General features: G+C 29.1%; 13 protein-coding genes. 7 read left to right on the top strand and 6 right to left on the bottom strand.

Going from position 1 to position 12545, the window contains the following annotated elements; translation table 11 throughout:
- Positions 1 to 19: 19 nt before the first annotated feature.
- Entirely contained in the window at positions 20 to 280 is a 261-nt protein-coding gene (gene groES / locus FBF22_RS05910) for a co-chaperone GroES (RefSeq protein ID WP_165433223.1), read from the bottom strand.
- 161 nt (positions 281 to 441) lie between these two features.
- On the opposite strand from groES, the gene FBF22_RS05905 reads away from it, so the two are divergent.
- Genes FBF22_RS05905 through FBF22_RS05890 form a run of 4 tightly spaced genes read left to right on the top strand, consistent with a single transcriptional unit; the run spans position 442 to position 4451 of the window.
- Positions 442 to 2982: a hypothetical protein gene (locus tag FBF22_RS05905; RefSeq protein ID WP_002884402.1), complete on the top strand. Its 2541-nt coding sequence runs from the start codon at positions 442 to 444 to the stop codon at positions 2980 to 2982.
- Positions 2983 to 2990: 8 nt separating this feature from the next.
- Positions 2991 to 3602, top strand: a complete 612-nt coding sequence (locus FBF22_RS05900) for a riboflavin synthase (protein WP_002859289.1) — start codon at positions 2991 to 2993, stop codon at positions 3600 to 3602.
- Positions 3566 to 4246: a polyphenol oxidase family protein gene (locus FBF22_RS05895; RefSeq protein WP_002859288.1), complete on the top strand. Its 681-nt coding sequence runs from the start codon at positions 3566 to 3568 to the stop codon at positions 4244 to 4246. Before FBF22_RS05900 ends, FBF22_RS05895 begins: the two co-directional genes overlap by 37 nt.
- A gap of 1 nt (position 4247) precedes the next feature.
- Positions 4248 to 4451 (top strand): hypothetical protein, encoded by a 204-nt coding sequence (locus FBF22_RS05890; protein WP_002859287.1) that lies wholly within the window; start codon positions 4248 to 4250, stop codon positions 4449 to 4451.
- Here the strand turns inward: FBF22_RS05890 and FBF22_RS05885 are convergent.
- Positions 4448 to 5608 (bottom strand): M23 family metallopeptidase, encoded by a 1161-nt coding sequence (locus FBF22_RS05885; RefSeq protein WP_002884404.1) that lies wholly within the window; start codon positions 5606 to 5608, stop codon positions 4448 to 4450. The genes FBF22_RS05890 and FBF22_RS05885 overlap by 4 nt on opposite strands.
- Positions 5609 to 5729: 121 nt before the next feature.
- Here FBF22_RS05885 and FBF22_RS05880 point away from each other — a divergent pair, with 121 nt between their 5' ends.
- The 3 genes from FBF22_RS05880 to FBF22_RS05870 are packed head-to-tail and all read left to right on the top strand — an operon-like array spanning position 5730 to position 8650.
- A complete protein-coding gene (locus FBF22_RS05880) occupies positions 5730 to 6455 on the top strand; it encodes a plasminogen-binding N-terminal domain-containing protein (RefSeq protein ID WP_002884409.1) in 726 nt (241 codons plus the stop codon).
- 2 nt (positions 6456 to 6457) lie between these two features.
- The gene (locus FBF22_RS05875) at positions 6458 to 7840 is read left to right on the top strand and encodes an FAD-linked oxidase C-terminal domain-containing protein (RefSeq protein ID WP_002855885.1); all 1383 of its coding nucleotides are present in this window, start codon (positions 6458 to 6460) and stop codon (positions 7838 to 7840) included.
- A gap of 3 nt (positions 7841 to 7843) precedes the next feature.
- On the top strand, positions 7844 to 8650 hold the full coding sequence (locus FBF22_RS05870) for a YihY/virulence factor BrkB family protein (protein WP_165433222.1): 807 nt from the start codon (positions 7844 to 7846) through the stop codon (positions 8648 to 8650).
- Here FBF22_RS05870 and FBF22_RS05865 read toward each other — a convergent pair.
- Genes FBF22_RS05865 through FBF22_RS05850 form a run of 4 tightly spaced genes read right to left on the bottom strand, consistent with a single transcriptional unit; the run spans position 8594 to position 12519 of the window.
- Positions 8594 to 9853, bottom strand: coding sequence for a ComEC/Rec2 family competence protein (locus tag FBF22_RS05865; RefSeq protein WP_002873165.1), 1260 nt, complete (start codon positions 9851 to 9853; stop codon positions 8594 to 8596). The genes FBF22_RS05870 and FBF22_RS05865 overlap by 57 nt on opposite strands.
- On the bottom strand, positions 9853 to 10410 hold the full coding sequence (locus FBF22_RS05860; RefSeq protein ID WP_002884414.1) for a DedA family protein: 558 nt from the start codon (positions 10408 to 10410) through the stop codon (positions 9853 to 9855). The genes FBF22_RS05865 and FBF22_RS05860 overlap by 1 nt, the downstream gene beginning before the upstream one ends.
- An 8-nt stretch (positions 10411 to 10418) precedes the next feature.
- Positions 10419 to 11972: a ribonuclease Y gene (rny, locus tag FBF22_RS05855; RefSeq protein ID WP_002884416.1), complete on the bottom strand. Its 1554-nt coding sequence runs from the start codon at positions 11970 to 11972 to the stop codon at positions 10419 to 10421.
- On the bottom strand, positions 11893 to 12519 hold the full coding sequence (locus FBF22_RS05850) for a 5-formyltetrahydrofolate cyclo-ligase (RefSeq protein ID WP_002860439.1): 627 nt from the start codon (positions 12517 to 12519) through the stop codon (positions 11893 to 11895). The genes rny and FBF22_RS05850 overlap by 80 nt, the downstream gene beginning before the upstream one ends.
- Positions 12520 to 12545: the final 26 nt, after the last annotated feature.

Raw genomic sequence — 12545 nt, 5'->3', positions numbered from 1 at the left:
TTTTATCCTTTTTTATAAATTATTTTAAAATTCCTAAGATATCATCTAAATTTAAAACTAAATATTCATTATTATCAAGTTTAATTTCTGTTCCACCGTATTTAGCAAACACGATTTTATCACCATTTGCAATATCAGTGATTTCTTTACTTATTGCTACTACTTCACCCATTAAAGGCTTTTCTTTAGCATTATCTGGTATAATTATGCCTGAGGCTGTTGTTTTAGTTTCTTCTACGCGTTTAACTAGAACACGCTTTCCTAAAGGTTGAAAATTCATTTTTGTCCATCCTTAAAAATATTGATTTTAGCACTCTTTAATTTAGAGTGATAATATCATACTATAAAAAATGAATTTTGTCAATACTTTAAATTAAAATATTTATAAAAGTTTAGTTTTATAGACTAAAGTTATTTTATAAAATAAACTAAAGGATAAAAATGAAAAAGATTTTTTATGGCATTGTAGCTTTTGTTGTTGTGCTTTTAATCGCTCTTTGTACCATACTTTTTACAAGTTTTGGTAATAATATAGTGGCAAATATAGCACAAAAAAAGATCAAAGAAAATGCGGGATTAGATGTAAATATCACGCGTTTTAATTTGCGTTTTTCAAGTCTTGAACTGCAAGCAAATATTGCAAATATGGCAGATTTCAATCTCAAGGGAGCTTTGAGTCCTTTTAAGCTTGGATTTGATCTTGACTATCTTATTTCTTTAAAGCAAAATTATGCTAAAAATTTAGGTTTAAATTTAAATCAAAACCTTTCTTTTGGCGGTAAAATTCAAGGCAAGGCAAGTGATTTTATTTTAGATGGAAGGGGTTACTTACTAGGTTCAAATGTACTTTTAAATGCGAGAATGTATAATTACAGCCCTATCGCTTTAAATTTAGATGCAAAAAATCTTAAGATAGAAGAAATACTTCATCTTTTATCTTATCCTAGTTATGCTAAAGGTTTTTTAAATGCTCAGGCAAAAATTTCAGCACAGAATTTAAAACCTGATGGAAATATTATCATAAAACTTGATACAAGCTATATAAACTACGAGGCGATAAAAAAAGATTTTTCTTTAGACTTGCCTTTAAATTCTAATCCTAAAGCAGAAATTTTAGCCAATGTTAAAGAAGATAAGATTTATGCTGTAAGTAAAATTTACAATGATTATCTTAACTTACAAACCCAAAAAACTCTTTATGATATGAGTAAGAATATTTTAAGTACTGATTTTAATTTAAATATTCCTTCTCTTGCAAAGCTTGAAAAACTTACAAAAACTAGATTAAATGGTAGTTTGGGAGTGATAGGCGAAACAAGTGTTGTAAATAATGCCTTATCAAGTTTAAATGCTCAAGTTATCGGACTTGGTGGAGAGGTAAAGGCAAGTTTGAAAAATAATAAAATTTTTGCAGATATTAATGAAGCAAGTTTGGAAAAATTATTAGCTCTTGCAGGATATGGAGCTTTAGTTTCTGGAAATTTAAATGCTAAACTTTTAAATGCGGATTTGGATTTTTCTAATTTCGATCTTGAGGCAAAAATAAACAATGCAAAGATTAACACCAATGAGCTTAAAAAAATTGCTAAAATAGAACTTCCAAATACAATTTTTAGTCTTGATGCTAAAGCAAATGCAAAAAATAGTAATATTTCTTACAATGCTTTACTTGCTTCAAATTTACTTAATATCAAAAAACTTCAAGGAACTTATAATTTAAAAAATAGTGAGTTAAATACAGATTTAAATGCTTTTATTGATGATTTGTCTCAGTTTAGTGCTATAGCGGGACAAAAATTACAAGGTAAGGCAGATCTTAATGCAAAAGCTTATATTATAGGTACTCAAATACAAAATTTAAATGCAAATGCAAATTTGGCAGATGGCGTAATCAAAGCTGATTCAAATGGTAAAAAACTTGATTTGAACATTGATAAACTTGATTTATCTAAACTTTTTGTTATAGCAGGTATGCCAAATTATGCCAGTGGGGTTGTTAATGCAAAAGTTAATTTAAATAATATCGATTTTAACAACCTTAATGGTAAAGCAAATTTAGAGGCTAAAGGCATTTTAAATGCTGCAACTTTAAGTAAAATTTTAAATAAAAATTTTCCAAACAATACAAGTTATGATTTAAATACCAAAATTAATTTTAAAAACAATATCGCTCAATTTGATTCTGTTTTAAATTCATCTTTAGCTGATCTTACAAAACTACAAGGAAGTTTTGATATAAGTAAGATGCTTTTAAATTCGGATTTTAATTTAAGGATAAATGATTTTTCAAAACTAGGCTTTTTGTTAGATAGAAAACTTAAAGGTAAGGCAGAATTTAATGGAAAGGTAGGTTTTGATAAGAGTTTAAATTTTGTTGTAAATAGTCCAAATTTATTTGAAGGAAAACTTCAAAGCACATTTAAAGATAACCTTTTACTTGCTGATTTAAACGGAGTGGATTTAAGTAGTCTAGCTCAGGGTTTGGATTTTATGGATATTTATCAAGGTAAGGCGGACATGAAGGCAAATTACAATCTTTTAAGCGAAGAAGGCGAGGTTAATTTGGATATGAAAGAGGGTAAATTAAAACCAAATCTTATTACCAATGCTTTAAAAATTTTAACATTAAAAGATATTACAGATGATGTTTATCGTACTGCTAATGCTAAAGCTTTGATTAAAAAAGAAAATATCAAGCTTGATCTTAATATGCAAGCAGATCGTTCTTATATTTTAGTACAATCAGGAGCTTTAAATTCTAAAAGTGGAGCTTTAAATTTGCCTTTTGATATTAAACTCGATAGAGCTAATTTTAAAGGAAGTATTACAGGAACTACAGAAAATCCTAAAGTAAATTTAAATGCAGGAAGTGTTTTAAATTCTATTAAAAATGTAGTAGGTGGCGGCGTGAGTGATGGTGCTAAAAATACAGGCAATAAAGTGGATAAAGCGGTAAATAAATTATTAAATAAGATTTTCTAAGGTAAAAAATGTTTAATGGACTCATAAGAGAAATTGCCAAAGTTCAATCTTATCAAAACAATACTTTAAGTTTAACAGCTAAGCATCGTCCAAATCTTGGCGATAGTATAGCTGTAAATGGAGCTTGTTTGAGTGTGACAAAACTTTATGAGGGAGGTTTTGAAGTGGAACTTTCTCGCGAAAGTCGCACTCATATAGCTATAGAGAATTTAAAAGATAAAGTTCATATAGAACCTGCTTTAAGATATGGCGATAGAATCGATGGACATCTTATGCAAGGGCATATTGATTTTATTGGTATACTTGAAAAGATTCAAAAGGATGAAAATGGAGTGGATTTTCATATAACTTTACCTAAAGAAGCTATGAAATTTATGGCAGAAAAAGGAAGTATAGCTGTTGATGGGGTAAGCCTTACTATCAATGAAATTTTAAAAAATGGTATTAGGCTTACTATTATTCCTATTACTTTTAAAGAAACGCTTTTTAAGGACTATCAAGTAGGTAGAAAAATAAATATAGAAAGCGATTTGCTTGCTCGTTATATTTATGCACAATTACAAGGTAAAAACAAAGGATTATCATGGGAAGAAGTGGAAAGAATTTCTTATCTTTATTAGAAAATGATAAAGTCGGTATTTTTTGTGCTTTTGATAAGGATTATAATGTTTTTAGGGCTAAAATTCATAATGAGAATTTATTTTCTCATTTAGGTTTTAAAGATATTGAAAAATGTGTTTTTATGGATCAAATTCACTCTCATAAAGTTATCATTTATGATGAAAATTTAAAAAATCTCAGTTGTGATGGACTTATAAGTAAAGAAAAAAATACTGCTCTTTGTGTCTTAAGTGCGGATTGTCTGCCTTTGATCTTATATCATGAAAGTGGCATTATAGCAGCTTTGCATTCAGGTAGAAAAGGAAGCTTTGAAAATATCCTAAAAGAATGCGTTGATCAAATTACTATGCAAAATTCACATTTAGATAAGAATAAATTTCATCTTTTTATTTTACCTGGAATTTGTGCTAAAAATTATGAAATAGATGGAGAAATTTTAGAATTTGCTAAAAAAGAATTTAAAGAATTTGTTCAAGATAATAAACTTGATTTAAAAGCCTTGGTAAAATTTCAAGCTCAAAATTTAGGCATTGAAAATATTAAAGATTGTGGAATTTGTAGTTTTGATGATGAGAGTTTTTTTTCTTATCGTCGCGATAAAACGCCTAAGCGTTTTGTGAGCGTGGTTTATTTAAAGGATTAAAATGTATGAAAGAAAAGATTTAAGAGTGTTAAAAATCATTCAAAAAGCTAGAGAATTTGGCGATGGGGATTTGTTAAATGAAGCTTTGGTGAAACAATTAATTGATGCAGATTTTTGTGAAATTAGTGAAAAAGAAAAAGAAGAGCTTGCAACTCTTCTAAATTCTTTAATCAATGCAAAAGATAAAGCGTTGTTGAGTAATTAAAATTCTATATAGTTTTCAAAATCTTCTTCTTTTGGGGGATTAGGTTGATTCGAGGCTAGGGCTTCTTTAACAACCTGCTCGTATCCAGCTATGATATGTTTAAAATTCTCTTTTGCTTTTCCACTAAGTTCTGATTTGGCGATTTTTACAACAGATGCAGGATTTATAGCTTTATTATTTAAATATACTCCAAAATGCAAATGAGGCCCTGTGCTCATACCTGTTGAACCAACATATGCAATTACTTGTCCTTGATTTACCTTTTGTCCGTTTTTAATTTTTGCAAAACGACTAAGATGAGCATATAAAGTCATATAACCTGAGTCATGCTTGATTTGAATTACATTTCCATAACCACCTTTTGTGCCTATAAAGGTTACTATTCCTTTGCCAGCACTTTTCACAGGAGTTCCAGTAGGTGCAGCATAGTCTATACCAAGATGGGCACGATAGCGTTTTAATATAGGATGATATCTTGCTGTTGTAAAAGGAGAAGAAATTCTAGTGTAATTCACAGGTTTTGTAAGTAAAAAAGATTCTAATTCTTTGCCATCACGATCATAGAATATATCATTATAAGAAAAGACTTCTCTAGCGCTTTTATTGATTTCTACCATTGCCATTTTTATATTTATATCACCCCAAAGTTTACCCATGCGTCTTTTTTGTTCATAATATAGGGTTACTTCATCACCTTTTTGGATATTGCGAAAATTTATACTTCCTCGAAAAGCACGAACCATAGCACGAGCTAAAGTACTGCTACCACTTTCTTCATAGACATCTTGATAAGCAGAGCTTTTAATGGTTAAATGTAAAATTCTATCTTCTTTTTGATAAGATACAGGAGTAAAAGCAAGAGTGTATTGTCTATCTTTATCTTTATAGATATGAATTTGTAAATCATCACTAATTGGAATTAAAACTTGTTCTATGTTGTTGTTTTCATCTTTTAAAACTTGATATTTTATTTTATAGGCTATATCAGAAGCAAGTTCTTGATCTTCTCTATCAAGTCCATAATAAAGCGACATAGGTATGGAATTTCTTTGTAAGAATTTAAGCAAGGTATCTCCATTATCCCAAGTTAGCTCTTCAACACTTAAAGCTGCAAAACTTTGAACAACAAAAATAAATAAAAGCAATAATTTTTTCATGAGATAACCTTAATTTTTAAAAGAATTTTGAAATTTGAAAGCTATATTTTACTTTATTTTTCTTACAATTGCTTAACAAAAAAGGATTATAATTCTATAAATTTTTATTTAAGGAGCAAATTTGTTTAAAACTATAGTGTGTTTTTTAGCTTTAAACCTTAGCCTCTTTGCGGTTGGATTTGATTTAAAACCTATAAAAAGTGAACTTGTAAAAGTTGATGATATTTATGGTTATATTAAAGATAGTGATGATATAAAACTTTATTCAAGTGGCGTAGTAGTGCAACATTTTAGCAATTCGCAAAGTATCATCGCTAGAGCAAGTGTTATAGATAAAAAAAATGGTTTGGCAAAATTAGAATTTAGTGTTTTTTCAGCTCTTAAGCAAGATGCTTTGCCTTTACCAAATGTTTTACCTAAAGTAGGTGATGAGGTTGTTTTAAATTTTCTTTATGATAGAGGATTAGTAATTGCTCCTGATGAACAAACTTATAATGAACTTGTTAGAGAATTTCCGCAGATATATTTTACCCATATTGATATTTTTGGAGCACAATTAATTAGAACGGCTACTCTTTCTCCTAAGCGTTCAGATCTTAGGCAATTTTGTGATGATAATGCGGTCGGCATTTTGGTTGTGGCTTTGGAAAATCATGCAGAAGTTGTGGATTGTCAAGATTTTAATAAGCTTTATGAAGTGCCTATAAGCAAGCCAACTAGCGTTCAGGTTCCTTTTTATTCTCGTATAGGTGGATATAAAAGTAATTTTTTTGATTTTAACTCTCAAGAAATAGGAAATTATTATAGGTATTATGATGCTTTGATTAATCTTCCTAAGGTGCAATAAACATGAAAAAAGAATTTGAACAATATTTTAAACGATTTTTAGGAGAAGAAAACGCTTATTTTGATGAAATTCACAAAAGAGCTTATAGCTATGATGCGACAAAAAAACATTATTTACCTGATGGGGTTCTTTTTCCAAGAAATGAAGAAGATATTGCTCAAATTTTAAAATTTTGCAATGAAAATAATATCATAGTCATACCTCGAGGCTCAGGATCTGGTTTTACAGGAGGAGCTTTAGCTGTTAATGGCGGGGTGGTGCTTGCTTTTGAAAAGCATATGAATAAAATTTTAGAAATTGATCTTGAAAATTTAGTGGCTGTTGTGCAACCTGGGGTTATTAATATACATTTACAAAAAGAAGTGGCTAAATATGGACTTTTTTACCCACCTGACCCTGCTAGCATGGAGTATTCAAGCTTAGGGGGTAATGTAAGCGAAAATGCTGGGGGAATGAGAGCTGCAAAATATGGCATTACAAAAGATTATGTGATGGCTTTAAGGGCTGTTTTGCCTAGCGGAGAAATCATTCGTGCAGGGAAACGCACTATTAAAGATGTAGCAGGTTATAATTTGGCAGGAATTTTAATCGCTAGTGAAGGTTCTTTGGCAGTTTTAAGTGAGCTTACTTTAAAATTAATACCTTTGCCTAAATTTAAAAAAACTGCTTTTGCTATTTTTCCAAGTGTAAAAAGTGCTATGAATGCGGTTTACAAAAGTCTTGCTAGCGGTGTAAGTCCTGTATCTATGGAATTTTTAGACAATCTTAGCATTAGAGCAGTTGAGAGCAAATTTAATAAAGGTTTGCCTATAGAAGCTGGAGCTATTTTGATTGCTGATGTGGATGGTAATGTTAAAGAGGCTATTGATGAGGATTTAAGAAATTTAGAATATTATTTTTTAGAAGCTGGCGCTAGCGAATTTAAAATAGCAAAAGATGAACAAGAAACCGCAGATATTTGGTTTGCTAGAAGAAATTGTTCTCAAAGCATTGCCATGTATGGAACTTTAAAACTTAATGAAGATATTACAGTTCCGCGTTCTAAACTACCTACTTTACTTGAAGGTATAGATGAGATTTCTAAAAAATATGGTTTTAAAATTCCTTGTTTTGGACATACAGGGGATGGAAATGTGCATACTAATGTTATGGTTCCTGATAAAAATGATAAAGAGCAGGTGAAAAAAGGCTATGAAGCTGTGGAAGAGATTTTTAAATTAACAGTGAAACTTGGAGGAACTTTAAGCGGAGAGCATGGTATCGGACTCTCTAAGGCACCTTTTATGAATTTAGCTTTTTCTGAAGCCGAAATGAATTTAATGAGAAATATTAAAAAAGCTTTTGATCCAAATAATATACTAAATCCTTTTAAAATGGGACTTTAGAAGGTGAAAAATTTTTTTACTATTTTACTAAATTTGCGTGATAAGGAAATTTTAAATTATGCAGCAGCGCTTAGTTTTTATACTGTATTATCTTTAATACCTATTTTATTTGTATGTTTTTCTGTTTTTACGCAAATTTCCAGTTTTAAAGCTTATTATGAAAAAGCAAAGCAAGTAATTTTTGCTTTTTTAATACCAACGCAACAAGATGTTGTTGCTACCTACATCGATACTTTTTTAAAAAATAGTGTAAATTTGGGTATTGTAGGTCTTATTGCTATGGCATTTACTTCTTTAGCTTTTTTTTCAGGCTATGATTTTGTAATCAATCGCATTACTAAAAATGAACCTAAAGGACTTTGGCAAAGTATTAGTTCTTATTGGACTCTTTTAACTCTTGTTCCTTTGGGGCTTGGGCTTAGTTTTTATATTTCAGGTTTTATCCAACAAACTTTAGATGATTATAAAATAGGGTTTAATTTTTTTGAAATTTTACCCTTTGTAATTATTTGGGGTTTATTTTTTATATCTTATTCAAGTTCTGTTCATAAGGGAACTCTTAAAAGTTTAGCTTTAGTATCTTTTGGAGCGGGTACTATTTGGTATATAGGAAAAAATTTATTTGTATATTACGTGGTATATAATAAAACATACGCTAGCGTTTATGGATCTTTTTCTACTATTTTATTCTTTTTTATTTGGATTTATATTTCTTGGATTATTTATCTTTTTGGGCTTAAACTCTATTATTTTCTAAATCACAATCATAATAAAGGGAATAAAATTCGCAAAAATACAAAGAAAAGCTAGATATTTAAATCGCACAGAGATTAAAGAAGCAATAAGATAACTTATAAAAATCCAAAATGGGATATGGATATTAGTTCCATAAATTTTAAATTTAAAAAATTCATCTAAGATAAAATTGAGCAAATCTCCATAGTTTATAAGATGCAAAAATAATACTAAAGGATAAAATATTACAAAAATTCCACTCAAAATAATACCTAAAATTTGTTGGTAGCTTATAAGTGGAAAAAAATAAAGCACAGGCAAAACCATAGCAAAAAAAGTCCAAATATTAAGCAAAATAATATTTATAAGATTATTAAATTTATTTGCAAAATGATGCATATATAAAAAAATATAAAAAACACCTAAAATAGAAAATAAAAATCCAATACTAAATAAAAGTCTAGGGTAAAGAGAAATGCATAATAAAATACTACAAAAAAGCGTAACGAAATTAATGATTTTTATATTTTTACACAATAGATAAAAAACCCAAAAAGCCATAATCAAGGAGCGCACAAAAGAAGGGACAAATCCTATTAAACAAGCATAAGCTAAAAGTAGTGCAAAAATTAAAATACTTAAATCTAAACGTAAATTTCTATAAGGAAAATATCTTTTTTGGAAAAAACTATAAATTGGAGCTAAAATAAAGAAAATTAAACTAAAAAGTAAGCCTATGTGATAACCGCTAATTGCTATAAGGTGTGCTATACCGTAGTAATTTACATCGTTTCTAAGCTCTAAAGATATGGGCAGTGCAAAAAATAAAGCACCATAAAATTCTTTAATCTTTTCATTTGTATGTTGATTTAAGAAGTAAGATATAATGGGATTGTATTCTTTTTCTTTTAATTTTTCAAAATCATAAGAAGGTGCGTAAAAACTTTTACTCAGATAGTCTTTAAAGTTAATATTATGGGTGATAATTCTAAGGCTTAAAAATTGATTCTTACTTAAATTTAAATCCTTAAAACTTGTAGTATAAAAAGTGAAGTTTTCAGTTTGTAACTTTAAAACCCAGTATTTTTTATTTTTTTTATTATATTTTATATATTGGTGCGTTAATAGAGCGTTGTCTATAAGGTAATGTTTTTGGTTTTTAAAGTTTAAAAAATTATTATATTCTAAAAGGATATTAAAAATAAAAATAACAACAACAGAGAAAAATAAATAATGAAATTCTTTAAAAGAGTAAGAAAAAGAATTCCATAGAGACATTATTTTTTAGAAAATTTACTTAAATAAAGCCAAATTATTCCGGCTAAAAATAATAAAAATAAAGGAGCAGCATAAGGATATAAACTCAGTTTATCAAAAATTGCTTCAATAACATACCCAAAAGTATAAGCAGTAAAACCTAGAACAATAGCCCATGCCAAACTAGCTAGAGTATTGATAATAAAAAATTTAATAAAATTATATTTTACCATACCTGCAGCTATGGGAATGAAAGTTTTTAAACCATAAATAAATTTTTGAGTTACAAGTAAAATAATTCCATGTTGTTTTGTTTTTATCATAGCAAGGGCTATCTTGCGTCGGTGTTTTTTAAAATAAGGCATAATGTCTTTTTTATAATATTTTCCAAGTATAAAAAGCAAAGTTGAACCTATGGTATTAGCAATAAAAGCAAGAGCAATGCAAAAACTAAGATCCATTTTTCCTTGAGAACTTAAAACTCCTGCAGCTAAAATTCCAACCATCCCGCCCCCTAAAGAGTAAAAGAATAAAACAATATAACCATATTTTATTAAAGTATCAATCATATCTTGCATAATAAACCTTATTTAGCGTATTCTACAGCTCTAAGTTCACGTATAACATTGACTTTAATTTCACCAGGATATTGCATTTTTTCTTGAATTTCAGCTGCTATTTCCTTAGCTAAAAGTACACTTTCATCATCATTAACAAGCTGAGCATTGGCTATGACGCGAATTTCTCTTCCGGCATTGATTGCATAGGCATTTTTAATTCCTTCTTTACTTTTAGCGATATCTTCTAGCTCACTGACTCTTTTTAAGAAAGCTTCTAACACTTCTCTTCTAGCTCCAGGTCGTGCAGCACTTAAAGTATCTGCTGCACAAACAGCTGCTGATTCTATGCTTGTAGCTTCTTCGTGTCCATGATGTGCGTAAATAGCATTGATTACTACAGGATGCTCTTTGTAGCGTTTGCAAAGTTCTGCACCTAAATCCACATGAGATCCTTCAAAATCATGGGTTAATGCTTTTCCTATATCATGTAAAATTCCCGCACGACGTGCTAAATTCTCATCTCCACCACACTCAGCAGCAATGATTCCTGCAAGGTGAGCCACTTCCAAAGAATGTGCTAAAGCGTTTTGTCCATAGCTTGCTCGGTATTTGAGTTTTCCTATGAGTTTTACAATTTCAGGGTGTATTTTATTTAAACCTAGATCCATAACTATGGTTTCGCCTTCTTCTAGAATGGCACTATCAAATTCTTTACACACTTTTTCGTGAATTTCTTCTATGCGCGCGGGTTGAATTCTGCCATCTTCAACTAAAAGTTCTATAACTTTTGTAGCAATAGCACGGCGATAAAGATTAAAACAACTTACTATAATAGCACCTGGTGTATCATCGATGATAATATCAACACCTAAAACCATTTCCAAGGTTTTAACATTGCGCCCTTCTTTACCAATGATACGTCCTTTAAGTTCATCGTTTTTAATGTTAATAACATTGATAAGTCTTTCAGCTGCAAATTCACCTGCAAAACGAGAAGTAGCTTGAGCAATGATGAAATTAGCTTTTCTTTTAGCTTCATTTTTTGCTTCTTCTTCATATTTTCTTACTATATGTGCAATTTGCTCGCGAGAATTTTCTTCTACTTTTTTAAGAATGATTTCTTTGGCTTCATTTTGTGTAAGTCCTGTCGAATGTTCTAAAATTTTTAAAACATCGTCAAGTTTTTCTTGATATTTATTTTTTAATTTATCAACATCAGATTGTAAGTTTTGAATGTATTTTTGTGACTTGCAAAGGTATTCTTTATCTTCTTTTAGTTTTTCTTCTTCTTGCTGAAGTTTTTGTTCTTTTTTAGAAAGATCATCAAATTTTTGATTAAAATCTTTTTGAATTTTGTGAGTTTTTTCTTCGTATTTTTTTTTAACTTCTAATTCTGCATTAAGAATTGAATTTTTTGCATCTTTTAAAATAAGCTCCGCTTCGTATTCTATAGCTTTGGCTTTAGCTTTGGCTTGTTCTACGAAAATTTCATATTTGGCATCATTGATTTTTTTTGCAACTAAATATCCTATACCGAGTCCGACTATAGCGGCTATAAGTGCGATAAGTGATTCTATCATTTTTTCTTTCTTTCTTGTAATATTTTTTATAAGGGTTTATGTATAATTTTCCTGAAATATCATGCTTTTGTGTTAGATTATTTTGACTTAAAGCATCTATACTTTGGACAAATATTATATGAGGTTTGTAATTTAAATTTTCAAAAAATCTATCATAAAAACCTTGCCCATGTCCTATTCTTTTTAAATTTTTATCGACGCCAATTACAGGCACAATAGCTAAATCAATTTTTGCTTTAAAAAAAGAATCTATAGGCTCTAAAACCCCAAACCTTTTTTTAATAAAAGGCAATCTTAATTTTACAATTTTTAAACTTTTATCTTGCATAAATGGAACAAAAAGTTTGTAATTTTTATTAAGAATATGGCGAAATTTTATTAAGTTTGGTTCATAATGCAAAGGAATAAAAATTAAAATATTTTTAGCTTTAAATAGTTTTATTATTTTAAGACATTCTTTAAATATTTTATAATCTTGTTTGAAATTTAGTTTTGAATGTTTGAAAAGGCGTATTTTTTGCAATGCTCTAAAATCTGTTTTTTCCATTAATATGTCTTTAAAAAAATATTATC

This window comes from Campylobacter sp. CFSAN093260 (genome assembly GCF_012890095.1).
Lineage (GTDB): Bacteria > Campylobacterota > Campylobacteria > Campylobacterales > Campylobacteraceae > Campylobacter_D > Campylobacter_D jejuni.
The sequence above is the reverse complement of the archived record's forward strand: the minus strand, read 5'-3'. Positions and strand labels throughout refer to the sequence as shown.

Coding starts and splice junctions, on each gene's coding strand:
- groES (WP_165433223.1), bottom strand. CDS start 280: ATGAATTTTCAACCTTTAGGAAAGCGTGTTCTAGTTAAACGCGTAGAA.
- FBF22_RS05905 (WP_002884402.1), top strand. CDS start 442: ATGAAAAAGATTTTTTATGGCATTGTAGCTTTTGTTGTTGTGCTTTTA.
- FBF22_RS05900 (WP_002859289.1), top strand. CDS start 2,991: ATGTTTAATGGACTCATAAGAGAAATTGCCAAAGTTCAATCTTATCAA.
- FBF22_RS05895 (WP_002859288.1), top strand. CDS start 3,566: ATGGGAAGAAGTGGAAAGAATTTCTTATCTTTATTAGAAAATGATAAA.
- FBF22_RS05890 (WP_002859287.1), top strand. CDS start 4,248: ATGTATGAAAGAAAAGATTTAAGAGTGTTAAAAATCATTCAAAAAGCT.
- FBF22_RS05885 (WP_002884404.1), bottom strand. CDS start 5,608: ATGAAAAAATTATTGCTTTTATTTATTTTTGTTGTTCAAAGTTTTGCA.
- FBF22_RS05875 (WP_002855885.1), top strand. CDS start 6,458: ATGAAAAAAGAATTTGAACAATATTTTAAACGATTTTTAGGAGAAGAA.
- FBF22_RS05865 (WP_002873165.1), bottom strand. CDS start 9,853: ATGTCTCTATGGAATTCTTTTTCTTACTCTTTTAAAGAATTTCATTAT.
- FBF22_RS05860 (WP_002884414.1), bottom strand. CDS start 10,410: ATGCAAGATATGATTGATACTTTAATAAAATATGGTTATATTGTTTTA.
- rny (WP_002884416.1), bottom strand. CDS start 11,972: ATGATAGAATCACTTATCGCACTTATAGCCGCTATAGTCGGACTCGGT.
- FBF22_RS05850 (WP_002860439.1), bottom strand. CDS start 12,519: ATGGAAAAAACAGATTTTAGAGCATTGCAAAAAATACGCCTTTTCAAA.